We start from the raw sequence: 23,676 nt of genomic DNA on the forward strand, positions 1-23,676 counted from the left end.
GGCGCTACTGTTGATTCATTGTCAATTTGGTGGGGTCGACCACCACATGGCGAATGCGTTTGCGTCCGACGGTATACGAGATATGTACCAGGCCGTCATCGGTCTGGATCACCGCCGGATACCCGTAGCCCTCCTTGATCGGTTCCGCCTCCAGCGTCAGTACCGGATACCAGCGTTCACCATCCTGAGACAGGGCGATATTCATTGGATAGCGCGGGCCTTTTCCGGGCGTGTTGGGCGCGTGAGCCGCGTGGTTGTACACCAGCAGTTGCAGGCCACTGGCCAGGGTTACCGCATCGGTGCCGGAATTCGGGTTGGGTAGATCAATCGCGGCCAAGGGCGTCCAGCTCCGGCCCCTGTCGTAAGACCAGGTGCTGGCCATCACTCCCTGTTTGGTACGCGCCAGCGCCTGCAGGCGCCCATCCGCGTAGGTGAGAATACTCGGCTGGATCGCGTCCAGCCCCGGGCCCGGGTCCACCTCCGGGGTCCGCGTCCAGCTCTGGCCCTGGTCTTTCGACTGCTCAAAATGCAAACGCCACTGCCCGTTGTCCTCGGTACTCGACGGCGCCAGCCAGGCGCCCATACCGGTGGTGATCGGCTTGTTTTTCACCGGGCCGATAACACCATCGGGCAGCCGGGCAGGGCGGCTCCAGGTTACGCCATCATCCACAGACTGCGTCATCATGCCCCACCACTCGCGGGGATTGGGGCCCACCTTGTAAAACAGCGTGAGTGGCTGGCCGGGTGACTGGAACAATACCGGGTTCCAGGTCGGCATCGCGTTACCGGCACTGTCGCGGCCCGTGGCGACCTTCATTGCCGGTAGCCACTCGCCATCGACCCAGCGGGCCACATAAATCGCCACGTCATAGTGGCGCTCGTGGGTACCGCCAAACCAGGCCGCCAGCAGCGCACCACTTTCGGTTTGCACCAGTGTGGAAGCGTGGCTCTGCGGATAGCCCGCATCGGCATTGATCCAGCTGCGGCTGACGACCGCCTCATTTTGAACATTGCGATCGGTCGTCGTCACACAACCGGCACACAGCAATACCACTGCCAGCACCCACTGCTTCATCGTAATCCCCGGTAAAACGTAATTCACGGCTAACAACAGGTGGAAATTCAAAACTAGGATCGCCCCGTTCTTGAATACGTCCGCTGTCAGCCGTTGATTCTACACAAGACAAGAATTTATGTGGAAATACATGCCTGAAATAATGACCGCCGCAAACAGGCTGGCCCGGGCGCTTGCTACGCTTTGAGGATGGTCAGGCGGCGGGCGAAACCACTTCGCTATAGTGGTAGCGCCAATTTCTTTTATCTGCGGAGGCTGAACGTGCAAGTCGAGACCCTGAGGGATGTGTTGGTGTGGACCCGTGAGTTCCACAAAAACTTAGCCGCCTGCCTGCAACACTGTGCGGGCAAGAATGAGAATGCACGCTCCCAGATGCTGCTCGCATACCTGGCGCGGCACGAGAAGGAACTCACGGAGACCGTCGACGGCTTCGTCGACACCGCCGAAACCCGGGCGCTGAATACCTGGTGCTACGACTATATGGACAAGCACCCCATATTGCACAGCGTGCACTGCGACGCGCCTTTCCAGGATCTTGAACCCGATGAAATCATGAGTGTCGTCAGCAACCAGCACGACCAGGTGATCGAACTCTACCGCTACCTGTACGGCAGAGCCGACATTGAGGAGACTCGAGAGCTAATGGAAGAGCTGAAGTCGCTGGAAGAACAGCAGATCAAACAGATGGTGCAAGGCGTGAACCGGATGCGGGATATGTGATTCGCTACTGCCAGTAGTATTGGCACAGGAATTTAGATGAAATCGCGCACAGGGATGCGTTTCACTATATTCCAGGCGGATCGGAGAGGTTTAAATCAATGGCCGCTGGAAATTACGATTGAGGCCGCATTCACCGGAGACCGCCACAAAGGTGCTGAGCGTTGGCCGTCCGGTGAGGAGCTTGGTTAGATTACGATGCGTCAATTTTGGTTATTGTTCCGAGAGAAACCGCAACCAGTTTTTCCTCACCATCTGCTTGGGCGTATACCTTACATTCACATGTGGATTGGCGTTTTCCTGAATATAAGACTGTTGACCTGGCGATCAATTTATCTCCGATTGCTGGTCGAACATAGTTTACTTTGTACTCTGAGGTGACACATTTTCCTAACACTGACGCTCCGGCAAAAGTAATACAGTTGTCAGCTAAATAACTAACGACACCACCATGCGCAAAGCCATTGTTTTGCTTGAGATCATCTCGAATTTCGAGGCTCAATTCAGCAGATCCGGTTTCAAATGCTTCCAACTTTGCTCCTAAAAGTAAGCTGAAAGATTGCTGTGACAAAATTTCTTTCCCTTTTTCTAACATATCGCTCAATTTTCAGCTCCTTCTTCAGTATTCCGGAAATTTAGCGCCCTGATCACACGCTTGTTGCTAACAATTTAGCTGCCTATCTCGCAAATTCGGGTTCAATGTTCATTTGATAGAGTCATAAGGCTAAAGGCAATTAACACCAATGGGGGCGCAATGGGACTGACGTCCCATAATTGTGTTTTTTTAAGTGCTATTCGGAGGAATATATTCCCAAAGTTTCTGACACTCCATCCGCGAGAACATTTCCTATTTGTTCGCGAACCCAACGATGAGCGCCGTGCCCGTGATTGCGCTCATGCCACACCATGCCTACCGGAAATCCCGTCGCGACGATGGGGGATTTGACTATTTTCAGGTCGGTCCGATTTACAACCAATCGCCACGACACCAGTGCCACCAGATTTGAGTGCGTAACAATTTCCGGAATAAACAGGAATGATGGTGCGGACAGTACCACGTTGCGTGTTAAGCCCAGTGCCTGGAGAGCCTGATCCACCGGTGTGGAAAAGTTACCACCACTTAGCGAAACCACCGCATGCTCGAGCAGCGCATAGTCTTCAAGGGGCATGTTGTCAGTGAGTTGCGGGTGGTCCTTTCGGCCGACCAGCACATAGTGCTCATCGTATAAGTGCCTGGTGCGCAGGAGAGGGGGCGCCTCGTCCGGTGTCATTAGCGCAAGATCCACCTCACCTCGCACCATCTGCGTTTCCAGCCGCTGCGGTTCCAGATTGCGTATAGCAATCCGGATACCGGGAGCCTGCTGTCTTAATGTCTGAATAAGCGACAAGCCGATAACGGTTTGAAGGTAGTCGGTGCACGCCAGTGTGACGGACAGATTTGCCGATAACGGATCAAAATGTTGGTGCGTTGTCACCGTATCCCGCACCTGGTCCAGCGCCAGGCGCAGCGGAGTGAGCAGCTCCAGAGCCATGGTGGTGGGCGTCATCCCGCGCTGGGCTGGGATCAACAGCGGGTCATTGAACATGTCCCGCAGGCGGTTCAGCTGGGCGCTGACGGCGGGTTGGCTGAGATGCAGACGCTCAGCTGCCCTAGTGACATTCTGCTCCTCCAGCAATGCCTCCAGTGTCGCCAGCAGATTGAGATCGAGTCGCTTGGTATTCATTTGCTGGATAGTAGGGCATAAAACATCAAATTTCATGGATAGCTTGTTCCAGCACACACTAGCAACTGTATCGAACACACCGGAATGCCCTACCAGGCAGGGCTTACATGAGGATGAAATAATGTCCAAAACCGTATTGATAGTGTATGCACACCCGGAGCCAACCTCGCTAACCCGCCAGTTTGTTGCTGTTACTGAACAGGTTTTTGCAGGGCAGGGCCATACCGTATTGCAGAGCGACCTATACGGCATGGGCTGGAAAGCCACATTTGACGAGCACGACTTCCCCAACCGGGTAAACCGCGATCGGTTAGCCTATGTTCAGGAGTCGGGACACGCATACACCACAAATCAGCAAACCGAGGACGTCCCCGCAGAACAGGCCAAGCTGCTCGCAGCCGATGCCGTCATACTGCAATTTCCGCTGTGGTGGTTTGGTATGCCCGCCATTCTCAAGGGCTGGATAGACCGCGTTTATGCCTATGGCTTCGCCTACGGATACAAAAACGAGGGCAATCGCTACCGCTATGGAGATGGCATCCTCAAAGGCAAGCGCGCGTTACTGTCGGTAATGGTGGGCGGCCCGGCCACCGACTACTCACCCCGCGGCATTAACGGTCCGCTGGAAGAATTGTTGTTTCCCATCACCCACGGCGCACTGTTCTTTCCCGGCATGGATGTATTGCCGACCCATGCCGTCTTCGGAACCGGCAATTTGACAGAAGCTACGGTAGATAAAGAGTTGACCGCCTGGTGCGAACGTCTCAAACATATTTTTGACGAGTCGCCCATTCCGTTTCGACGCCAGAACAGCGGGCAGTACCAGGGAAACATCCTTGCTGACCATATCGCGGAAGGGGAGGCAGGGATCGCGGTCCATATCGACAACTAAGCTTGGGCGCCTCTAAAAATTCATGTCTCGTCACCCCCGCGAAGGCGGGGGTCCAGTAGCCACGGGGTTTCCGGATTCCCGTCTTTGTGGGAATGACGATTTTTTGAGGTGCCTGCGCGATTAATTGGGTGCTGACCATGTTTTTCCATCCGTTGGCTTATCTTGTCTCCGCGACGACCAGTAACGACATCGGCAACTTTGTATCCGGATGGCTGGGTTCCGCCAAGTCAATGATGGCGTACCCGCACGCACGCAATAATTTCACCCACGAGCTGAGGGTGCGGAAGTACCAGGGCATCGGTTGCCACACACCCTCAAAGTTTCGAAAATCCTCTTCACGCCAACCGTCAAAATAATCGCCACCTACCGACCACGGGTGTACCGTCTGGATCACTAATTTTCCGCCTGGAACGAGTAGTTGCCTGACGGCTCGCAACAACGCAGCAATCTCTTCATGAAGTATCGCGAAGTTAGCGGAGACAACATCGAAACCGCTGCCTATATCGCTGGCCCCATCAACCAAATCTGCATATGTGTAGACGTGAAAGATACCGCCTCCAGACGACTGAGCCGCTTCAATTAAGTTAGGTGAGCCATCTATGCCTACGCCGTTAACGCCGTGCTTCGCAAGAGCCCGGATTAGCCAACCTTCACCACAACCCAAGTCCAACACTCGCTTCGGTTGTTGAGCGAGAACGGCCTCGACCATGGCGCGATCGGTCACGAGTCGGCGGCTTTCGATACCGCCACCACGTACAGCGGCTGTCCATGCATCGGCGTTCAAGACCCAGCTTTGTGCTATATCGGCTGATTGATCAGAACTCTGGCTCATTCAGAAAAACCTCGGGATTAGGAGGGTGTTGACTGTTCATGGGTAACTCTTGCGTATAACACCCATCGTTGGGGGGCGGAGCTACGAAGCAGTGAAAAGGTCGTCTCAAACTTGAAGGGGTGACAACTGCTGCTCCTCATGCATTTTTGTACCAGCCATTCTTTATACCTCTATACAATAACCAGCCGAAGCTACCGATAATGCCGACAGGCTGAGTTACGAGTATTGCAATACCCCAAAGACATTTGGTTTTGCCAAACAACCAGAAAAACATGCCGCACATAAACGCATAAATAATAGTTGTTGCAGTCCAAAATAGAGCTAGATAATAGGTCGCAGTAATGGGAAGTATATCTTTGGAAAAAATCGTTAATGCTGCGAATATAGCGTTCGCTAAGAATGCAAGCATTACCCACTTGAAGCGTTTGTGCGCCTCAAGCGGATAGGTAGTCATAGATGTGGATATTTCGGATTTTGGAGCCTGGTATATATTTATTTCTTTCTGGCACATAAAATAAACTACCCCTCAATGGCGCTCAATCAGGCATTTTGTCACTCTTGAACAATTAAGTTAATGCTATTGAGGATTTTATCTGGACGCCGGATATCGGCGGTTGCTTCTTGTTTCTTTTTCTGGATTATGTGGCCTGCAGTTTGTCCCAGCTATAACAGAATAGCGTCGATCATTATCCGCAATAATCTCGCAGACACAAGTACATGGATTTCCGAGCGCGCTCCCCCAGTGGTGAAGCTTGTAAATAAATTCAGAGTTAAACTGAATGTTAATTTTTGCAGAGTAAACCCACTGTTTGGGGATTCTCCTGCTTTCTAGATGTTGATGAAGCTTGAGATTCCAAAATTTAAGAAGCGGGGAAAATCCATAAGATCCAGGTTGAATTGTTTCCGACATAAGGTCCAGTGTTACTTTGTTTTCGCCAAAACTTTTGTATAGCTTTCCCAACTCCCAGTAGCCATCGATGTCATTGTTTCTACTAATGAAGGAGTTGATGATCGCGCCCGCTATATTTTTTAACTCTTTTCGATGTCCCATGCGATACCGTTAACGCCTTGTGCGGAGGGGTAAAAAATCAAAAATTTTTTTGACCCACTGTATCAACTTGTTATAGCCGAATTTTCCAAGATTGATAAGGACCATGAATTTTCCCAAGAATAGCAAAGTAATTCCTGTCAGAATGAATAAAGCCTGAAAAAAAATATTATGATGGGAGTGTAGTCTTAAACTCAATATCTCAACTTGATCAACTGTAGTAATCTTACTTAAGTAAATTTTGTACATCCCGCTCTCTTGAACGGAAAAACCCTTCAATACTTGGTCTTTGCAATGTCGGATTATTCGACAATTAGTAGAGTGCGAATCTCCTGCTTCTAAAGTTTCTGATTTATTATCATTTGATGACCGAATGTCGACGACGGCGGAAAGAATTCGAGATCTGCTAGTATTACCTCTGACTGAGGCGACGATATAATAATCATTTTTATCCGGATCTAGCTGGGTTTCTACTACGTATTGACCATAATCTCTCCGAAGCGTCGCTACAAAGTTATCGCTAATTTGATGTGAAACTCCAGTTTTTATCGCCAGGCCAATTACAACAAGACCGGCTAGAAAAACTCCAAACCAAGCGGCTATTTTTTCTTCTAAATTGATGCGAAGGCCCCTTAAAAGTTATAACACCTGTATGGCTGGCTTGAAGCGCAGGCCGCCCCCTCCCTATGTGTCAGGGTGGTTGTGTGAGTTTAAACCTCATGCGCCAACCACAAGCAAGGCTCCATACTCATTTCTGTAAACTTCGCTGTAAACGATGAATTCAGGGGGCTACACGCATAAACACCAAAACTCACTACATTTTTGGCCGGCAAAGGTGGATTGCATTTACCCATTTCTGCCGTAGTTTCACCAAGTCTGTGTAGGTGGAATATGCGCATTTGTTTGAAAACAACACCATCAAACGACGATTCGATTAAGAAATCTGGACCCCGGCGACTCAAGCGATACCAAATTTCTTTTGGCAGCGTAATATCAGATGTTGCCCAATCTGAGTAACCAAGATTCGTGACCACGCTTCCTAGTCTTGAAAACTCTTTATTTTCATACTCAATAGAAGCCTTGAACCAGTTTTCGCTGTCCAGATAAATAATCAACCCACATTGATCAAACTGCGCTTGGTAGTCAAAGTTTACTTTCGTTGTAAATGTAAAGTTTTCTCCTGACTCTATCTGCAATGCGGGAGCATTGTCATTGCGAAATCCATAGTAGGAGCGCTGCCAAAAATCTGTACCGGGTTCTGTTGTTATCGAAACTGATTCAGGAGTAACTTCACTAACGTTCGGCTTAAAAATCCACTTTCCCAGTGTAAAATCTACCATTGCTAAACTTCTTTATAATTAACCGTAATCTGCTTATTCGCATACGTCACCAGCGAGAATGGCTTACCTTGTTTGCGTTTTGGGCAAAAATGGGAGCTGTGCCGTCAGCGGCTCCTGACCCACTGAGAGCCGTACGCGCAGGTTTCCTCGCATACAATTCAAGCCACAGAGGAAAATTCAACCCGGCGGCTTGACTTGTATCAACAATTTTCATTCCACACTATGCCATCTTCGCTGTCCGGAGACTACAAGCCCTGCGGCGAATTTGAAGCGTTAAACATCCGGCTCAACATAGCCTCCCGTCCAATAGTCTATTAGGGACTTACCTGGAAATAACACTACAAGCTGTTCTGTTTCGTGCCCGCCAACGGTATCCCCAGTCATGGCCATGGAGTACGCTCGCTGCCCCCCGTTCACAGGGAGTTCAAAAATGTACAAACGATAATTGTACCGGGCCATAATTTCCTGGACTTCGGGGTCTTTAGTTCTGAATAAGCAGTGTGGGCATGATGCGGTAGATATGTAGCCGCTGTCCTGCGATGACTCTAATGAGTGCGTCATAAGGCTTTCACTCATTTCAGCTGCAATTCGCTCCATGTCATCAGCTCTTAGAATTTCATAGTATCTCTGGGCTAACCTCGCGTTTTTTGGCTTCCAGTCCACCGTGCTGGCTATGTTTCCACAGCGGTAAAGGTAATCTGATTCGAAGTCATGTTTGTCGCAACGATATCTTGGCATTTAAATCATTCCTTTGTTTTTACCTTCGAAATTTTTAGAAAAGAAAATTCACACGTCATAATTCCAAATAAGCGCGCCCCCTTGGATTGTTGAGCTGTCGGTGAGGACCGCAGAGCAAGAGTAAACTATCTCGCTTGTGTATTCCCAGTATGAGCATGAAATAATGTGTTGAAAGCCCACTGTCTTCATCATCATGGGAAAACTCGAAAATTCTACGCCAGATTGCTCTTGTCAGTCCCAGTGGTTTGTTCTGGGGGATGAACTAATCGTGCCGGACCATGTTCGGGATATTGAAGTATGTGCTACGAGTGGTGGCGATGAAATCGCCTGCAGGGATGTACTTCACTATATTCCCGGTGGTGCGGAGATATTAAAATATCTACCTGCTGGGGAGTACGATCAATAGTCCTTTTGAGGACGCTTTATGGGCTTGCGAGTAGCGACATATGCCTGGGGTCTCAATCAGTAAGGTGCCAGAATGTTGATCTGACCCCTGCTATTAAACTCTTCTGTTGAGTGCGCTGTAATTGATCCGGCAGATTGGGACTCCCGTACTGTGCCAATTCGAACCTCAAACTCTTGATTATCAAAAGAATCAATAAAAACAGATTTCTCCGTTTTCTCGTCAATGAATGAGGCGAAATTATCCTCAATTGACAGGTCAAATTTCACGCTGATCTCCTTTTAAGGTGATTGAAAGTGTCATCGCCTACCTTGTCTGGTTAGCAGACTACTTTATCAGGTACATGCCCTCGCTGTCGGGGCGACTTAACTGAAAACCAAACTTCTTGTATAGCTCAGGAACATCAGCCATTAGCGTAATATACGCACCTGATGGTGCCTCACGCTCTAGGTAAGCCATAATATAATTCATAACCAAACGACCAAGCCCATTTCCTTGATGACTTGGGTCAACTGCCACATCTACCACTTCAAAGTTCAATGCCCCGTCGCCGACAACACGTCCCATTGCAATAGTTTTTGAATCTTTTATTACATGTACACCATATAGACTGCGGGGCAATCCTCTTTCAGCCGCAGCTCTAGGTCTGGGCGATAAACCCGTAATCATTCTCAGACGAAGAAAATCTTCGACAGAAGCAACTTTCTCAATTACTTGGTACATACCATCTACATGCCTGCTAACGTTGATCTCAGGGGGGGCCAGCGCTAGGCGCATTTTATGCGAGAATTGCGAGCGCAGCGAGCCGCATAAAATGTGTATAGCGCTGGCCGTCCCTCTGCAGCGACGCTCCGAATCTGGACACCTGCTCACTAAACGAAAGGCGTTTCACTCCACCTCTGTCGAGCAGGGATGGGCCTTACGGCCTGGCCGGGCCAGGCCACGAGATCTTCCGAGCGCAGTGGGACCAGGCGACCAGCACCATCAGGGCAGCGGCCGTGCCAGCGAGCGTCATGGCCATGGACGGAGATGAGTGATCAACCACTGCACCTCCGACCAATGCCCCCATGGATATGGTGGCCTGGAACGAGGCTGTGAAGAGCACGGAACAGGCTTCGGGTGAATCGGGTGAGGCCTTGGCGAACCAGATCTGCGAGCAGACAGGCACGGCTCCGTAGGCAACGCCCCACAAAATCAGCAGGGCCACGGCACCAAAATCATCTTTGCCGAACACCGGCAGCAGTACAGTCGCACCGGCGATCATTAGGGCGGCGGCTGCGAAGGTGCCCCTTGGATACCGCGCCACAGCCGACCCGCCCAGGAAGTTCCCGGCAATTCCTGCAGCTCCGTAGATGAGCAGATAAACCGTAATGAGCCCGGCGCTCACATGAGTCACCTGCTCCAGGAACGGAGTGACGTAGGTGTAGGCACCGAAGTGAGCGAGTACCACGAGGAACGTCATCACCAAGGCATATCGAGTATTGACACTCCTGAGCATGCCCGTGAGCACACTCAGACGAGTCGGCTTTTCAGCCGGCAGCGGCGGAACCACGAGGAGCAGCAAGACGAAAACACAGAGAGTCAGGATCCCCATCACAAGAAACGCGGTACGCCACCCCGCGACGTCTCCGATGAACGTACCCAGCGGGACTCCGAGCACGGACCCCAGAGGCACCGCAGAAAAAATAACGGCGGTTGCCCGGCCCACCGATTCGGCAGGAACCAGCCGACCGGCGAGCCCCGCGCCGATGGACCAGAAACCACCGATGGTGACGCCGACCAGCACACGTGAGACCAGAACCAGCCAGTAGCTCGACGCAACCGCGGCCAGGAAATTCGCCAATGCCAGTAATAGAATAAACACACCCAGCATGAGCCGACGGTCGGTGCGTCCCGCGGCGACCATTACCACTGGTGCCGAGATCGCGGCCAAAAAACCAGGCATGGTCATCATCAGACCAGCTATTCCATCAGAGATGGTGAAGCTTGAGCCAATCGAGGTCAGCAAGCCGATCGGCAGGATTTCAGTGGTGACGATCGAGAAAATCCCCAACATCACCGAAATCACCGCTAGCCACGAGACCAGTGGTGATCGAGTCGGCCATCACATGAAGTGTGAGCACTTTTATTCTGACCGCCGCTACTGCCAGCCTGCCGGTTTATTTCCCCGGCCGCTGGTAGCGAAATTCAGCCGGTGGTTGACTCATACAGGCAGTGCATCGGATTCACTAACAGCAACTTCCGCAAACTCGGCATTCAACCTTTCGTAATCGAGGTCCTGCCCGAACAGTCCTTCCACCTCGCCACCCTCGCTGATCCGCCGCGCCAACTCAAAGGCTCGCCCATAAGCGGCCTGAAAAATTGCCGGCCCCACACTGAACCGTCTGACGCCCGCAGCAAACAGCGCCGCAACTCCAACCATTCCCGGCAGCGCCATCAGATTCAGCGGCATCGGCATCCCGGCGGCAATTTGAGCCGCCTCATCTATAGAGGTCAGACCCGGAACAAATGCGCCGTCCGCACCCGCTCTGTGATACGCCCTCAATCGGTCAAGGGTGAGAGCAACCGCCTCTTCACCCGACGCAAGCCCGCGCAGGTAGACATCGGTTCTCGCGTTGATAAACAGCGGCCTATCCCCTAAAGCCTTGCGCACAGCAATGAGCTTGTCGCAGAGGAGTCCGGCAGTTCCCGCCCCATCTTCGATATTGATCCCCACCACGCCCGCTTCCGCAATTGCGGCAACCAGCTTAGAGACCTCAGCGGGGTCATCACTGTAGCCGTCCTCGATATCGACGCTCAGCGGCACACGCGCGACCCTGGCAATGCGCCGGATTGCACCCAGCAATCCCGCGCGCGGCAGGGCGCCACCATCGGCATAGCCCAAAGACCAGGCTAGGGCCGCACTGGAAGTGGCCAGCGCCCTGGCTCCGGCCGCCTGAAATAACACCGCGCTCCCGGTATCCCAGATATTGGGCAGTTTCAGCGGCACGGAATCTCTGTGCAGTTTTGCGAACTCTGTATACATCGACTGGCTCATCAAAATCTCCATTTGGCTTTTTCGCTTGCGGCTTGGTTAAGGCGATAAGTTAGCCTTACTACCGCGCGAAGACCGGCCATTTTCGGAACTGAACAACGACTTGACAGGATTCGAATCGGAAAGACCGCCCGATTTGGAGCCGCTATAGCTATATCAGAGGATCAAAAGCTAGAGGGGAAGAGGGGAAATAGTTCGGGCGGCCATCAGCCGTCCGCTCACGCCGCGGCGCGCTGCCGCACCGCCTCAAACTGAACCGAGCAGCACAAAGGTGCATAGCGCTGGCCGGAGGATCACTTGAAAGTATTTCGGAGGAGGTAAAGCTTTCTATTTCAGGGGGGGGATCTCTACTGGATCAGAACTGTCTCCGCCGTTACCACCGCCGCATGCGGACAGAAGGCCCACAAAAGAAGCGAGATCAACTGTAGTTTTTTAAGCAGATATAACATCTAAGTTTTGGTTAGTATATTTTGGGTAACACTGAGTGCTAACGTTGCCAGCGTGGGCCGTCCCGCTGAGGCGCGCAACGCCGGAGAGTGCAGCCTGGTCTTGTTAACTATTTATGGCCAATTCTGGACCATAAATGACGCCTCCGATAACAAGAATAATGATTAAAATAAATGCAAAAACCGATCTTAAGCGAGAGACACTATTAGCTAAATTATTCCTCCAGGGGAGAACTTTTTCCGTAAAATCGTACTTTACTGATATCAATGTTTTTTCGAAGTAATTTTTGCCTTCCAGCCTAGGATCTAGTATTTTTCGGCGTCTGTATAGTGCGACAGGAAGCGCAAATAGCATAACCGCGAAAGCGATCAAGCTAGCAACAATCACAAACAGAATTCCAATTTTTATGATTACTTCCATAGTCACAGTTAACGTCCCGCGGAGGCCCGGAGGCCCTCCGAATGGCCTATTGGGGATAGTGGCGCAAGCCGCGTACCAAGGTCAGGAATCTGCTGAGGCTGGGCGTTCAGATCGAAACAGCGGTGGCCTGCGGTATCACCAGTAGCGGTATCACCAGTAAAGGCCCGTGGCGCAGCGCCAAAACCCCGGGGATCAATCAGGCATTATCCAATGCCTACCTTAAAAAACAGGGGTTATACACGTTGCGCGATGGATGGATCAAGCTTCACCATTCTCGGTGAAACGCCCTGTGCGGACCCGCATGCAGGGTGTTGTGGGGGCTGAGGGCTAAATACCCTCGGCTACCCGATTATGCATGTGCCGTAATTACGGTTGTGTTGAACCCTTCATCAGGTGTGGGGGCAACAAAGTACTTTGTAACAAGCTCAAACATCTCTTCGGTATCAGTTGCCGCTCTCTCTGGCTGCTCTATCCGCCTTTTTGCGATTTGCCCCAAGCAAATCTCATTTGGCTGGTCGATGTAAATCATCTCGTGAGGAGCCTGGATCTCAGAGAAAATGCTTTTAAACCACTCTCGTTGCAAAATTGTATTTGCCGGAAAGTCCATTACCACGTTAGTTCCTGTCGCCAAGATAGACTGAGTTAGTTTCTTCATTTGCGGCTTGAGCAAACCAGCATATTTTACGTAATCTTCCAGTGTCTTGATGCTATGCGGATAAACTGACGCAAGCCACTCGTCTTCAGAAAGCAGCACGGCGTTTCGCTTATGGGAAACTTCAAGAGACTTTGTAGTCTTGCCTGCCCCCATTTTTCCGCAGAAAAATGTCAATACTCCTTTGTTCATTTCTTGCCTCGTATTGCATAACGCCTGGCTCAGCCGCCGCAAAAACTGGCGGTTGTTTTGCCGGGATTTTGGAAAAACAAGTGCCAGTTTTTGCGGTCGGTTACAGCCACTTGTGTACGCCCAGCATGGGCATGAACTAATGAGGCGAAAGCCCTCTGTAGGAGAGCCAGATCACCGATTTACCAGCGATCATAACTACTTCCCGACGGCAAGGGCAACCTCGCGAGAAGTTGTCTGAAGGAAGCCTGAGCGCAAACCTGTGAGCCGACGAACAGAAATCACATATATGGCCCAGTCCCGGGGACGAGTTAGCACAAGATAAAGAAGTCCAATCTGCCACGAGTCGGCGGCCTTCGATATCGCCGCCACGAACAACGGCTGTCCATACATCAGCGTTCACGATCTAGCGTCGTGCTATATCGGCTGATTGATCAGAACTCTGGCTCATCCAAAAACCTCTCGGGATTAGGAAGGCGTCTACTGTTCGGAGAAATCGGGTCACCTCAGTCGGAACAGACTACTCCGGTTCATTAACGAGCAATTGCTTGTAACAAACTCCCAGTGCATCGGCGATTCTGCAAAGATAGGCAACCGACACGTTGTACTTGCCCAGCTCTATATCCGACAAATGTTTGGAGCTGATCCCCGCCAACTCCGCCAATTTCTCTTGCGTCCAGCCTGGGCCTTTCTGCTTGCGGAGGGCTTTGATGTTTGAGCCGATCTGCTTCAGAAGCGCTTCTACGTTGTTCTTTTCCATTTGTTACCACCCAACGACGAAGCCTTAAGGTTAGAGCTATCAGGCGCCCATTAAACCGGATATATCATGATTTCTTGATTCTTTTCCGGGTATACCATAAGGTTTGGTCTAATATTCCTGATATATCATTATTCTGGGGGTGGGGACAGTCTCCGTCTGAGACAATTAAGCGCCACATACGCAGCGAGGCCGAATAATGGAAGATACTGACGAGCTGTTAAAAACAATGGGTTCTCTTATCCGAAGGGCAAGTGCCTTGTCTACGGACTTGGCTAACTTTATCTGTGCGGAATCAATTCCACTGGGCGAAGTGATAGATGACTGGCTGCACTGCCGCAGCTCCGACAATGTGAATATTACCCACCAGGAGACGGAACAGCTGATTAGACAGAGACAGGCCGCCACGAGGGTAAAGGCAGAGCGAAGGTTTGCATGTCAGGAGTTGGGTGTACTAACTGACTGGCAAACACTGGAGGCCAAGGCATTAACGCTGTCAATCAACATCATTATGGAAAAAGCGCCGCGGCTAAAGAAACGAAAAATGGAATTTGCTCCAGAGTAAACCGCATCATTTAACGTGCATCTCTGGTATACATCGCGAGTCTGGGAGGGGGCAGGGTGCAGCACCTGAAGGATTCGATCCTACTGGATAGGCGGACTGCTTCGCGTCGCTCTTATCTGGTCAAAGAATATATGCGACTATTACCATATCTGGACAAGGAAAGTCAGCAATGAAATGCGATCACGGAATCCGCTTGATGTCCCCGTATTCAAAACGAACTTTGACCTGTTCCACTCTCTCTACTGTGATGAACACTTCAAAAACCTGGTTAAAGAATACGGGTTAAAAGGTGTTGAACTCGGTGAGGACCTGAAAGCGAAACCGTTGCAGTAAAGTTCTTATCTCGTTAAGTCAGGGAAGGCAAGATCAATGAATATACTGATAGCTGAAGATGACCCAACTATACAGGTGTTCAACCGCGCATTGATGAGTAAATGGAAGTTCAATTTCGACTTGGCATCAGATGGAGAGGAGGCTGTCAACTACGCATTGAACAATAAGGGAAGGTACGATTTCTGTTTGATGGATGTGGATATGCCGGAAGTGAATGGCATTGAGGCGACAAGGGCTATTCGAAGAGAGCTCCCATATTTTCCAATAGTTGCCGTCTCAGCCAACCCCGGCTATAGAGATCAGTGCCTGGCCGCAGGAGTAGATGAGTTTATTCAGAAACCTTGTACCCCAGTACAATTATTAGCGGCAATAGAGGATTTATCTATAAAGCCATTGCTGGTAAAGTCCGGGGAAGATGAAATCTTAGTCATAGAAGGTAGACCGATGAACCCCAAGGAATTGCAGGAGCTGAGAGAGCTCAAGAACCAAAACCTTACCAAGCTAAAGTTAGTAGGGTTGGATCATTCCTTTATCGTGCATAAAAACATACAGAATAAAATCTCTCACGATCTTGTTGGTGAAGGCAAGGAAATTTCAGAGTTTATAGACCGATCTCCTTCGGAACCTGGCCGCTGCTAGCTTTATAAGGCTAACCTTTATGTGACAAAGGATCTGCTTCTTCCGGAAGAGTTGGAGGAAGAGGTTAGAAGAGAGAATGAGAATGCAGAAAAGTATAGCAGTCCATCCGAAAGATACGCTTCAGATAAATGATTAGACTTAGTAGCTCAGACTTGATCTGACGGGCGCCTTCTGAAAAATCGGTAACTGTCAGATCAAGTCTTAGCTAATCCATTTTATATGGTTAACCAACAACGTCGCACTTAGAGCTTGATACTAGGAAATTATGCGCTAAGGTAGGCCCAGCCAAATCTCATTTTTCCTGACTCATAGATCAATTTTTTTGTTATAAGAAAATCTTCACGCGATGATTTTTTCTCAAACATTAACACCAAATTAACTTGATCTAGATTCCGACAGCTATACGGTAAATTCATGCCTAGCTTTAGATGTTCATGATTAAGTGAATTATGCTCAAAAATTATTTCTCCAGACTTGCCAATGAGTTTGAAACCTTTTAAGTAACTTTCGTCAGATGGGCGGTCAATATTAAGTTTCGTGGATTTTGAATCCATCCAGAATGTTGGGATTACCGGCGGAAGTGGAATTATGGGTGAAAGCATGCCTGAAACTAGCTGACTTTCGCAATCGAACCATACGCCTTCATACCATGTTACATTTCGAGCAGCATCATCTGATTTATAAAAATGTAATTTTTGATCTCGTTCAAGATCTGTAATTGCACACCCAGAACTCAGAAGATAAGCGAAGATAATAAAAATTTTTCTCATGCTTTGTTTTCCTAACGCCCAGCGTTGGCGTCGGCCTGCAGCGCTTCTTATGCACCGGGCTTGGCAGGGACGTGGAATATGGCAAATTTGTTCCCATCGAGATCACGAAAATATGCACCATAGTACATGCCATTGTATCTCACGCCAGGATCACCTTCATTTTCGGCTCCCAAAGAAAGCGCATATTCATGTAACTCTTGAACTCGCGCCTCACTCTCTACCGAGAAAGAGACCATTGTCCCATTTCCAGTTGTTGCTGGCTCACCGTTAAATGGCTGAGAAATGGCTAATTTTGATTCATGACCTTGAAATGAGTAGAAAATAGCACGATCTGTTTTGAGAAACTTTTCACCATTAATTTTCTTCAAAAACTCATCATAGAAAAATTCAGCCTTTTCTAAGTCATTAGTGCCAAGTGTCGTATGCGAAATCATGTGGTATTTCCTTATAGTGCATAACGCCCGCATTTGCGGCTGGTTTGAAGCGCAGCGGAAAACCAGTCCGACAACATGCGCTTGTTGAACGAAGCCGCTACGCGGCAAAGCTCAACCCCCAGTAAATAAAGATAATTCCCCTACGTGCTCACCCCCGAGCACGACAACTAGGGGAATATCTTTATGAACAAAGCACAGCAAAAACGATTCGATTCACTGTACCGAAAACATCTTAGCGCACTCAAACGACAGGGCAAAGCCGACTCAACCATTGATCTTTACAGCCGTGCCATACGGCGCGTCTGCGAGTATTTTGACAGCCCACCCGACACCCTCACGCAAGAGCAGCTTGAGGGCTATTTCGAGTCCCTCATCAGCACCCACTCCTGGTCAACGGTGAAGGTGGATCGCAATGGCCTGCAGTTCTTTTACAAGCATGTACTTAAGCGCGACTGGCAGTGGGTCGATATTGTCAAACCACCTCAAGAGAAGCACCTCCCCGACGTGCTTACACTCAAAGAGCTGGAGCGATTGATCAATGGTACCCGCGAGCGGCGATACCAGACCTTCATTCTCACCTGCTTTAGCATGGGCCTGCGCTTGGGCGAAGCTCTTGGCATTCGCGTGGCCGACATCGACAGCGAGCGCGGCCTTCTGCACGTACGTCAAGCAAAGGGGAAGAAGGACCGCTTCGTCTTCTTGCCCAAGATGACGCTGGAAGCACTGCGCGCGTACTGGGTCACACATCGCAATCCCACGCTGCTCTTTCCTCGCGGACGCACACCCGAGGAGCAGCACCAGGCTCGTGAGCCTATGGACCGTGGCGGCACACAGAAGTCCTTCAAAGCCATCGTCAGCGACGTCGGTATTCGCAAAGAGATTACCATCCACACCTTGCGCCATTGCTATGGCACGCTCCTGACCGACGCGGGCGTGGGTTTGCGGGCGATCCAAGAGCAGATGGGGCACGAGTGCCCCAAGACCACCGCACTGTACACCCAGCTATCCACTTATACGCAAAACGATACCGATCGGCGCATCAACGGCCTGCTGGCCAAGCTGCGCGTGGTATGGGGGGCGTAGCATGACATTGCAAACGATTGTTCAACGCTACCGCCACCGTTTTATCGAGCAGTTCGGTCACGCGCTCAGTCGCGACCAGTGGTCCGCCCTCAACGCTATCGAGGGCTGCCGCCAAGGTCCCTACGGTGAGATGGCATGGACCTGCCAACGTTGCTCTCATAACACCCACACGCCACGCTCCTGCGGACATCGCGCCTGTAACCTCTGCCAGGACCAGAGTACGCAAGCCTGGCTGCAACGCCAGGAGCAAAAACGCTTGCCGGTGAACTATTACATGGTCACCTTTACGCTTCCCAAGGAGCTGCGGGGTGTCGTTCGACAGTACCGCAGCACTTGCTATGACTTGCTGATGCGCTGTGCCGCGCAGACACTCAAAACCTTTGCCAAAAACGATAGTACCTTGGGCGGAGAGCTGGGCTTCTGCGCTGTCCTACATACCCACACTCGCCGTCTGGACTACCATCCGCACGTTCATATTGTGGTACCCGGTGGAGCGGTTAATAAAGCGCGCCGACAGTGGTGCAAAGTCCGTGGCCAATACCTGTTTAATGGACGCGCCTTGGCAAAAGCCTTTCGAGGTGCGTTTCTTAAGGCGCTCTTTCAGGCCGGGATAACCCCCGGCAGAACGCCAAAGAAATGGGTGGCGCAATGTAAACGTGTCGGCAAAGGCACGGAAGCGCTGCGCTATCTTGCGCGCTATCTGTATCGCGGTGTCATTAGCAATACCAACATCTTGTCCGATGACGGTTGCAACGTGACCTTTCGCTACCGTGACGCCAATACCCACCAATGGAAAACCCGTACCGTTACCGGTGAGCAGTTCATCGCACTAATCCTGCAACACTGCCTGCCAAAGGGCTTTCGCCGTGCCCGAGATTATGGGTACTTACACGGCAACGCGAAGGCGGTTATGCACATTCTACAGTGGGTACTGAAGGTGCAGAGGCCTGCACCACCGACGAAGAAAACCGCGAGTTTGCCTTGCCCTCACTGCCGAAGCCCTATGCGGGTGACCGGTATCTATCCTCGCAAAGCCCAGCCCGGATAAAAACGGATAGAGCACGGATGCTACCAACACGAGGATTAACGGGCCTAACTTAAAGGAGCGAATACACGATGTAACAACGAATTTTTTATCGCCTTCCGGGCGAGGGTCTTGCTCGCCCGTAGAAAAGGCTAGCGGTTAACGTTGGCCTTCCCCGCCCATCCTCCTTCGACTTATTTACATGAATAGAGCTGGCCGGGCTCGTTCAACAACCAGATATGTTGCGGCAAGCGCAACATATCCTTATTTGTTATGTTTCACCGCGCAGAACCTTGCGGGCCTCCTCAATCAAGTGTGGTGAGTTAGAGCATGTCCAACTTTCATCACACCAATCACAATTATTCCAAAGATCACCAAGCCAATCAGGATATTCAAGCGACCCATCATCTAAAGTGCGCATGCCTAGAAAGCTAGCATCAAACAGCTGAACAAGTCGACAGAACTCATAAGGGGCTATTTCTTCATGTAGCAGTTTTTCACAAAATTGCTTTAATAGCTCCTTTGCCCACTTCTCCCCCTGCTCTGAAATAGGCTTAAATTTGCATATATCTTCAGCCAGCCTGAGAGATTGTTTTCTTGCTTCATCTTCAGACAGATTAAACATTACACAAGCATCAGGGTGAGGCTCGTCTTTCCTGAGTTCTCCCTCAGCCCAGGATTCAATATCAGTCTTTGAAGCAACTCCTGCCCAGTATTCAAATGCAACTCTATCTATTGATTTGCTCATTTATTTAAGAAACATAACGCCGCCGGCAGGGGCAGCTTACCTTGTGCGCGTTTTGCGCGAAAATGGGAGCGCAGCGACCCGCGCAAAACGTGCACAAGGTAAGCTGTCCCGCGGAGGGCCGAAGGCCCGGAGCCTGGCTGCCCGGCATTGTTAGTGTTGATGAACTTTGACACCAACAAACATGCCCACCGGCAATTTGAAACGCACTGGCTATACGCCCAACTGACCTTGAGTGACACTCATGCCTTTGCCGAACCACGCTTTCCCCTGAGTGGCAAAATAGCCAAAAGGGAACGCTCCACTTTACTATCCTCGCCGCCTTCCACGAATTTTTAGAATGGAAGCCACTGAAGGTGATTAATAACGTCTCGTAAAATCCCTGCTTGCGAACTCCGCTTTACGGAGCACGGAGCCGCCGAATGCCTTCCGAATACTTCTAACTTTCCAGGCGGCGACACTTCGAACCTGAACACTAACGCCGCCGGCAGGGGCAGCTTACCTTGTGTGCGTTTTGCGCGAAAATGGGAGCGCAGCGACCTGCGCAAAACGCGCACAAGGTAAGCTGTCCCGCGGAGGGCCGAAGGCCTGGAGCAAATTGCCCGGCTTTGTTAGGCGCGATTCTCGCACTTACATCCAACCTTTCTTCTTGGCAATTTCTACTTGCTCTAATTTCTGCCGATGTGCCTCATTCTCTTTTTCTAAAGTGGAATAACTCGGATGCTTTGCAAAGTATGGGCCCAGCCAACCTTCTTCATGAGTGAATGCCATGGTCCATGCCATGTTTTCTGGAAATACGTAGGCATCATAATAATTGAGGTTCGTTGGTCTCAATTCTGTCAAGATAGCAGGGCCACCATCATTTGACATGACTATGTACCTTGCAGACACATGACGTTCATATTCCTTCTGAGCATCCTCACCCTCAACTGAAGGATAGGCGCCGCCGCTGAATATGTGCCATTTATAATGCTTGGTATTGAATCCTTGCTTATTCTTGCAGAAAGTACCCATCCATTTTCGCTCAATGTCTTTTGACTCTGCATTATCGAATATTTTAAGAACTCTCCCGGGTTCTATTTCATCGTCTCTCACGAAAATTCCTTAGTTGTGCCGCCTAACAGTTATATAGTGGTCATTCTCAACGTATTTCTCACGATCACTATCGCTTGGTTGAAAATTGATCTGAAGTCTCTCAGCCACATGCGAGACGGGCTTTGTGCGATATTTCGGTGCCTGCATTTGAATCTGCAAAATGGTCCCCATGCCTTATATACGCCAAACATTGGCCGGACGTAACTCGTTGTTTTTCTGTAGGATTATCCACCCCATCGAGATTTGCCCGAGATAGTGGGCGCGGTGACCGTTTTTCTGCTGTCTTTATAACCTTCTTTGTATTCGGTGTCAGCCCGTATGTTGATTTACGTCTTTAGTTGGTGAATAAAAAAGGGTCGGCAGTGCCGACCCTTTTAGCTTGAGCGAAATTTAATACGCTCGATTAAAATTTAATTAGCCCTTTTGGGTTATAGGTGAGTTGATGCCGTGGTTATTACAGTCCCAAATTTGGCAATACAAATGACTTGGTATTGGGGTGCAGCCTGATCCACAACCCCGGATTCGCATTCAACTGCTGCAGGGCTTCCTCACTATCTGCACTCAAACGCGTATTCAGCACATTCGCATACGTCTGCACCTTGGCCGGCGCGGAGTCCGCATCGACTACGGATTGCACCACTTTCTTCGCCTGTAATATCGCCGCCGGACCCAGGGTGAGAATGTACTGGGCTGCGCGGCATTCGGCTTCATTCTGTTCACTCACTGCGCTGCCGCCGGCTTTGAATTTGCTGATGTGGTGTTCGAGGATGCTGCTGGAAATCGGGATTACGCCGGCCACATGATGGCTCTTGGCGCCGGAGTAGGGCTTGATGTAGGCGAGGTGCGAGGCCTCGTTTTCTTCCGGGCCGTGGCCGATGAAGAAGATATCCAGGCCGCCGAGGGATTCCAGTTTGTTCAGGTAGGCGATCAGTCCGGCTTCCAGGTCGGCGGTGTCGGTCTGCATGGGTGTAAAACTTTTGATCTTTTTGAAGAAGTCGGGGCCGAGGATGCGCTCGAAGTCGCGCACGAAGCTGAAGCCGTTGTCCATGCTCATGGGGGCGAGGGCGTCCTGGGTGAATACGTTCAGGCGGTCGAGCAGTTCGTCGTATTGTGAGGTTTTGGCCAGTTCGCCCAGCAGGCGGTGCAGGGCCTGGGCGCCGCGGCCGCCGAGGAGGGCAATATTGATATCGCCGGTTTTTGCTCTGGCGGTTTCGAACAGTTCATTCAGCATGGCTTGGCCGACTTCTGCTTCTGAGTCGAGTACGGTGGGGGTAATACCGTAATCGGTCAGGCCGGTGTTGCGCGCGTTTTCCTGGGAGAGCCATACGTTGCCGCTTTCTTCGGCTCTGGTGAAGGATGTGTTGTTGTTTTCCATGGAGTTTACCTCTTTATTCTCGTCTGCAGCTGGCGCTGTTAGGTCGTCAATTTTATAGGGGTGGGGAGGAAAGTTCATTCCTTGTCGTCCTTTATTGGTAAGGCCGGTGCTTCGGGGGGGCTGGATTCCCGCTTTCGCGGGAATGACGGGGTTGGAACTGGAATGTCGCTTTCGCGGGAATGACGGGGGTTGGAAGTGTTTATGCGTAAAAAAAGCCGGCGATGCCGGCTTTTTTGGGTTTTGGCGGGGCTGATTTTAGCCTTTGCGCGCTTTTAGTGGGCCGCGCAGTTGTTCGGCCATGTTCAGCAGCAGGGATTCGGTGGTTTCCCAGTCGATGCATTTGTCGGTTACGGATACGCCGTATTCCATCTGGCTGCGGTCTTTGTTGATCTTCTGGTTGCCGGCTTTGATGTTGCTTTCCACCATGATGCCGATGATGGATTTATTGCCGTCGAGGATCTGGTGGATGACGTTGTCCACTACCAGCGGCTGCAGCTCGTGGTTTTTGTTGGAGTTGGCGTGGCTGCAGTCGACCATGATGTTGGGGATCAGGCCGGCTTTCTCCAGTTCTTTTTCGCACACGGCGACGCTGACGGAGTCGTAGTTGGGCTTGTCGTTGCCGCCGCGCAGTACCACGTGGCCGTATTTGTTGCCGGCGGTGTGGATGATGGCGACCTGGCCTTCTTTATTGATGCCGAGGAAGCGGTGGGGGTTGGCGGTGGACTGCAGGGCGTTAATGGCCACTTCCAGGCTGCCGTCGGTGCCGTTCTTGAAGCCCACGGCGGAGGAGAGGCCGCTGGCCATTTCCCGGTGGGTCTGCGATTCGGTGGTACGCGCGCCGATGGCGGACCAGGAGATCAGGTCCTGCAGGTACTGGGGAGAAATCGGGTCCAGCGCCTCGGTGGAGGTGGGCAGGCCCAGCTCGGCAATATCCAGCAGCAGTTTGCGGCCGATGTGCAGACCCTCTTCGATCTTGAACGAGTCGTCCAGGTGCGGGTCGTTGATCAGGCCTTTCCAGCCCACGGTGGTACGGGGCTTTTCAAAATACACGCGCATGACGATCAGCAGGGTGTCGGAGACCTGGTCTGCTACCGCCTTGAGACGGTGGGCATAATCCATGGCCGCATCGACATCGTGAACGGAGCAGGGGCCGATAACCACCATCAAACGGTGGTCTTTGCGGTCGAGAATATTGCGAACTGCGGCGCGGCCGGCGGCCACGGTGGTTTCAGCGGTGTCGCTGACGGGCAGTTCCGCTTTGAGTGCCTGCGGGGTGATGAGGATGTCCTGGGAGAGGACATTTAAATCGTCGAACTGCTGCGTGGTCATGGTATTTCTGTCACTA

The 23,676-nt window shown here is 51.0% G+C and carries 26 protein-coding genes; 6 read left to right on the top strand and 20 right to left on the bottom strand.

The window, feature by feature from the left end; all coding sequences use genetic code 11:
* Nucleotides 1–4: 4 nt before the first annotated feature.
* Nucleotides 5–1,075 (bottom strand): exo-alpha-sialidase, encoded by a 1,071-nt coding sequence (locus tag GNX18_RS04345; RefSeq protein WP_138235487.1) that lies wholly within the window; start codon nucleotides 1,073–1,075, stop codon nucleotides 5–7.
* 261 nt (nucleotides 1,076–1,336) lie between these two features.
* Between GNX18_RS04345 and GNX18_RS04350 the strand changes: the two genes are divergently transcribed.
* Nucleotides 1,337–1,795, top strand: a complete 459-nt coding sequence (locus GNX18_RS04350; protein ID WP_138235488.1) for an ATPase — start codon at nucleotides 1,337–1,339, stop codon at nucleotides 1,793–1,795.
* Between the two features lie 190 nt (nucleotides 1,796–1,985).
* Here GNX18_RS04350 and GNX18_RS04355 read toward each other — a convergent pair whose 3' ends face one another.
* Both GNX18_RS04355 and GNX18_RS04360 read right to left on the bottom strand, forming a co-directional pair.
* Entirely contained in the window at nucleotides 1,986–2,387 is a 402-nt protein-coding gene (locus tag GNX18_RS04355; protein ID WP_166220354.1) for a PaaI family thioesterase, read from the bottom strand.
* Between the two features lie 196 nt (nucleotides 2,388–2,583).
* Nucleotides 2,584–3,552, bottom strand: coding sequence for a LysR family transcriptional regulator (locus tag GNX18_RS04360; protein ID WP_205828058.1), 969 nt, complete (start codon nucleotides 3,550–3,552; stop codon nucleotides 2,584–2,586).
* A gap of 85 nt (nucleotides 3,553–3,637) precedes the next feature.
* Between GNX18_RS04360 and GNX18_RS04365 the strand changes: the two genes are divergently transcribed.
* Nucleotides 3,638–4,408: an NAD(P)H-dependent oxidoreductase gene (locus GNX18_RS04365; RefSeq protein ID WP_166215620.1), complete on the top strand. Its 771-nt coding sequence runs from the start codon at nucleotides 3,638–3,640 to the stop codon at nucleotides 4,406–4,408.
* A gap of 157 nt (nucleotides 4,409–4,565) precedes the next feature.
* Here the strand turns inward: GNX18_RS04365 and GNX18_RS04370 are convergent, their stop codons facing one another.
* The 11 genes from GNX18_RS04370 to GNX18_RS04425 all read right to left on the bottom strand — a co-directional run bounded on the left by GNX18_RS04370 (nucleotide 4,566) and on the right by GNX18_RS04425 (nucleotide 14,271).
* On the bottom strand, nucleotides 4,566–5,240 hold the full coding sequence (locus GNX18_RS04370) for a class I SAM-dependent methyltransferase (protein WP_166215621.1): 675 nt from the start codon (nucleotides 5,238–5,240) through the stop codon (nucleotides 4,566–4,568).
* A 136-nt stretch (nucleotides 5,241–5,376) separates the two neighbouring features.
* Nucleotides 5,377–5,751, bottom strand: coding sequence for a hypothetical protein (locus GNX18_RS04375; protein WP_205828059.1), 375 nt, complete (start codon nucleotides 5,749–5,751; stop codon nucleotides 5,377–5,379).
* Nucleotides 5,752–6,998: 1,247 nt separating this feature from the next.
* Nucleotides 6,999–7,628 (bottom strand): DUF1349 domain-containing protein, encoded by a 630-nt coding sequence (locus GNX18_RS04380; protein WP_166215624.1) that lies wholly within the window; start codon nucleotides 7,626–7,628, stop codon nucleotides 6,999–7,001.
* A 273-nt stretch (nucleotides 7,629–7,901) separates the two neighbouring features.
* Nucleotides 7,902–8,366, bottom strand: coding sequence for a hypothetical protein (locus tag GNX18_RS04385; RefSeq protein WP_166215626.1), 465 nt, complete (start codon nucleotides 8,364–8,366; stop codon nucleotides 7,902–7,904).
* Nucleotides 8,367–8,828: 462 nt separating this feature from the next.
* The gene (locus GNX18_RS04390; RefSeq protein ID WP_166215627.1) at nucleotides 8,829–9,038 is read right to left on the bottom strand and encodes a hypothetical protein; all 210 of its coding nucleotides are present in this window, start codon (nucleotides 9,036–9,038) and stop codon (nucleotides 8,829–8,831) included.
* 58 nt (nucleotides 9,039–9,096) lie between these two features.
* Nucleotides 9,097–9,492 carry a GNAT family N-acetyltransferase gene (locus tag GNX18_RS04395; RefSeq protein WP_166215629.1) on the bottom strand — a complete coding sequence of 132 codons (396 nt, stop codon included), beginning with the start codon at nucleotides 9,490–9,492 and terminating at the stop codon, nucleotides 9,097–9,099.
* A 196-nt stretch (nucleotides 9,493–9,688) separates the two neighbouring features.
* A complete protein-coding gene (locus GNX18_RS04400) occupies nucleotides 9,689–10,825 on the bottom strand; it encodes an MFS transporter (RefSeq protein ID WP_205828060.1) in 1,137 nt (378 codons plus the stop codon).
* Nucleotides 10,826–10,972: 147 nt separating this feature from the next.
* On the bottom strand, nucleotides 10,973–11,818 hold the full coding sequence (locus tag GNX18_RS04405; protein ID WP_240914228.1) for an isocitrate lyase/phosphoenolpyruvate mutase family protein: 846 nt from the start codon (nucleotides 11,816–11,818) through the stop codon (nucleotides 10,973–10,975).
* Nucleotides 11,819–12,355: 537 nt separating this feature from the next.
* Nucleotides 12,356–12,676 carry a hypothetical protein gene (locus GNX18_RS04410; RefSeq protein ID WP_166215630.1) on the bottom strand — a complete coding sequence of 107 codons (321 nt, stop codon included), beginning with the start codon at nucleotides 12,674–12,676 and terminating at the stop codon, nucleotides 12,356–12,358.
* A gap of 343 nt (nucleotides 12,677–13,019) precedes the next feature.
* Entirely contained in the window at nucleotides 13,020–13,514 is a 495-nt protein-coding gene (locus tag GNX18_RS04420; RefSeq protein ID WP_166215632.1) for an ATP-binding protein, read from the bottom strand.
* 517 nt (nucleotides 13,515–14,031) lie between these two features.
* The gene (locus GNX18_RS04425; RefSeq protein ID WP_166215633.1) at nucleotides 14,032–14,271 is read right to left on the bottom strand and encodes a helix-turn-helix domain-containing protein; all 240 of its coding nucleotides are present in this window, start codon (nucleotides 14,269–14,271) and stop codon (nucleotides 14,032–14,034) included.
* 196 nt (nucleotides 14,272–14,467) lie between these two features.
* On the opposite strand from GNX18_RS04425, the gene GNX18_RS04430 reads away from it, so the two are divergent.
* Nucleotides 14,468–14,833: a hypothetical protein gene (locus GNX18_RS04430; RefSeq protein ID WP_166215635.1), complete on the top strand. Its 366-nt coding sequence runs from the start codon at nucleotides 14,468–14,470 to the stop codon at nucleotides 14,831–14,833.
* A 369-nt stretch (nucleotides 14,834–15,202) separates the two neighbouring features.
* Nucleotides 15,203–15,805: a response regulator gene (locus GNX18_RS04435; protein WP_166215636.1), complete on the top strand. Its 603-nt coding sequence runs from the start codon at nucleotides 15,203–15,205 to the stop codon at nucleotides 15,803–15,805.
* A 263-nt stretch (nucleotides 15,806–16,068) separates the two neighbouring features.
* Here GNX18_RS04435 and GNX18_RS04440 read toward each other — a convergent pair whose 3' ends face one another.
* The gene (locus tag GNX18_RS04440) at nucleotides 16,069–16,575 is read right to left on the bottom strand and encodes a hypothetical protein (protein ID WP_166215638.1); all 507 of its coding nucleotides are present in this window, start codon (nucleotides 16,573–16,575) and stop codon (nucleotides 16,069–16,071) included.
* 47 nt (nucleotides 16,576–16,622) lie between these two features.
* Entirely contained in the window at nucleotides 16,623–17,009 is a 387-nt protein-coding gene (locus GNX18_RS04445; protein WP_166215639.1) for a VOC family protein, read from the bottom strand.
* 183 nt (nucleotides 17,010–17,192) lie between these two features.
* Between GNX18_RS04445 and GNX18_RS04450 the strand changes: the two genes are divergently transcribed.
* Both GNX18_RS04450 and GNX18_RS04455 read left to right on the top strand, forming a co-directional pair.
* A complete protein-coding gene (locus tag GNX18_RS04450) occupies nucleotides 17,193–18,092 on the top strand; it encodes a site-specific integrase (RefSeq protein ID WP_166214670.1) in 900 nt (299 codons plus the stop codon).
* Nucleotide 18,093: 1 nt separating this feature from the next.
* Nucleotides 18,094–19,140, top strand: coding sequence for a transposase (locus tag GNX18_RS04455; protein ID WP_166215286.1), 1,047 nt, complete (start codon nucleotides 18,094–18,096; stop codon nucleotides 19,138–19,140).
* Nucleotides 19,141–19,387: 247 nt separating this feature from the next.
* On the opposite strand, the gene GNX18_RS04460 is transcribed toward GNX18_RS04455, so the two are convergent.
* From GNX18_RS04460 to GNX18_RS04475, 4 genes are all read right to left on the bottom strand, one after another.
* Nucleotides 19,388–19,864: a hypothetical protein gene (locus GNX18_RS04460; protein WP_166215641.1), complete on the bottom strand. Its 477-nt coding sequence runs from the start codon at nucleotides 19,862–19,864 to the stop codon at nucleotides 19,388–19,390.
* Between the two features lie 627 nt (nucleotides 19,865–20,491).
* Nucleotides 20,492–20,956: a DUF4275 family protein gene (locus GNX18_RS04465; RefSeq protein ID WP_240914230.1), complete on the bottom strand. Its 465-nt coding sequence runs from the start codon at nucleotides 20,954–20,956 to the stop codon at nucleotides 20,492–20,494.
* 454 nt (nucleotides 20,957–21,410) lie between these two features.
* Nucleotides 21,411–22,331 (bottom strand): hypothetical protein, encoded by a 921-nt coding sequence (locus GNX18_RS04470; protein WP_166215643.1) that lies wholly within the window; start codon nucleotides 22,329–22,331, stop codon nucleotides 21,411–21,413.
* A gap of 255 nt (nucleotides 22,332–22,586) precedes the next feature.
* The gene (locus GNX18_RS04475; RefSeq protein ID WP_166215645.1) at nucleotides 22,587–23,660 is read right to left on the bottom strand and encodes a 3-deoxy-7-phosphoheptulonate synthase; all 1,074 of its coding nucleotides are present in this window, start codon (nucleotides 23,658–23,660) and stop codon (nucleotides 22,587–22,589) included.
* Nucleotides 23,661–23,676 lie beyond the last annotated feature (16 nt).

The organism is Microbulbifer sp. SH-1 (genome assembly GCF_011326135.1).
In the GTDB taxonomy this organism is placed as follows: domain Bacteria; phylum Pseudomonadota; class Gammaproteobacteria; order Pseudomonadales; family Cellvibrionaceae; genus Microbulbifer; species Microbulbifer harenosus.

Coding starts and splice junctions, on each gene's coding strand:
- GNX18_RS04430 (WP_166215635.1), top strand. CDS start 14,468: ATGGAAGATACTGACGAGCTGTTAAAAACAATGGGTTCTCTTATCCGA.
- GNX18_RS04435 (WP_166215636.1), top strand. CDS start 15,203: ATGAATATACTGATAGCTGAAGATGACCCAACTATACAGGTGTTCAAC.
- GNX18_RS04405 (WP_240914228.1), bottom strand. CDS start 11,818: ATGGAGATTTTGATGAGCCAGTCGATGTATACAGAGTTCGCAAAACTG.
- GNX18_RS04455 (WP_166215286.1), top strand. CDS start 18,094: ATGACATTGCAAACGATTGTTCAACGCTACCGCCACCGTTTTATCGAG.
- GNX18_RS04420 (WP_166215632.1), bottom strand. CDS start 13,514: ATGAACAAAGGAGTATTGACATTTTTCTGCGGAAAAATGGGGGCAGGC.
- GNX18_RS04425 (WP_166215633.1), bottom strand. CDS start 14,271: ATGGAAAAGAACAACGTAGAAGCGCTTCTGAAGCAGATCGGCTCAAAC.
- GNX18_RS04375 (WP_205828059.1), bottom strand. CDS start 5,751: ATGTGCCAGAAAGAAATAAATATATACCAGGCTCCAAAATCCGAAATA.
- GNX18_RS04345 (WP_138235487.1), bottom strand. CDS start 1,075: ATGAAGCAGTGGGTGCTGGCAGTGGTATTGCTGTGTGCCGGTTGTGTG.
- GNX18_RS04360 (WP_205828058.1), bottom strand. CDS start 3,552: ATGAAATTTGATGTTTTATGCCCTACTATCCAGCAAATGAATACCAAG.
- GNX18_RS04475 (WP_166215645.1), bottom strand. CDS start 23,660: ATGACCACGCAGCAGTTCGACGATTTAAATGTCCTCTCCCAGGACATC.
- GNX18_RS04395 (WP_166215629.1), bottom strand. CDS start 9,492: ATGTACCAAGTAATTGAGAAAGTTGCTTCTGTCGAAGATTTTCTTCGT.
- GNX18_RS04460 (WP_166215641.1), bottom strand. CDS start 19,864: ATGAGCAAATCAATAGATAGAGTTGCATTTGAATACTGGGCAGGAGTT.
- GNX18_RS04440 (WP_166215638.1), bottom strand. CDS start 16,575: ATGAGAAAAATTTTTATTATCTTCGCTTATCTTCTGAGTTCTGGGTGT.
- GNX18_RS04470 (WP_166215643.1), bottom strand. CDS start 22,331: ATGGAAAACAACAACACATCCTTCACCAGAGCCGAAGAAAGCGGCAAC.
- GNX18_RS04450 (WP_166214670.1), top strand. CDS start 17,193: ATGAACAAAGCACAGCAAAAACGATTCGATTCACTGTACCGAAAACAT.
- GNX18_RS04355 (WP_166220354.1), bottom strand. CDS start 2,387: ATGTTAGAAAAAGGGAAAGAAATTTTGTCACAGCAATCTTTCAGCTTA.
- GNX18_RS04365 (WP_166215620.1), top strand. CDS start 3,638: ATGTCCAAAACCGTATTGATAGTGTATGCACACCCGGAGCCAACCTCG.
- GNX18_RS04370 (WP_166215621.1), bottom strand. CDS start 5,240: ATGAGCCAGAGTTCTGATCAATCAGCCGATATAGCACAAAGCTGGGTC.
- GNX18_RS04445 (WP_166215639.1), bottom strand. CDS start 17,009: ATGATTTCGCATACGACACTTGGCACTAATGACTTAGAAAAGGCTGAA.
- GNX18_RS04385 (WP_166215626.1), bottom strand. CDS start 8,366: ATGCCAAGATATCGTTGCGACAAACATGACTTCGAATCAGATTACCTT.
- GNX18_RS04400 (WP_205828060.1), bottom strand. CDS start 10,825: ATGTTGGGGATTTTCTCGATCGTCACCACTGAAATCCTGCCGATCGGC.
- GNX18_RS04380 (WP_166215624.1), bottom strand. CDS start 7,628: ATGGTAGATTTTACACTGGGAAAGTGGATTTTTAAGCCGAACGTTAGT.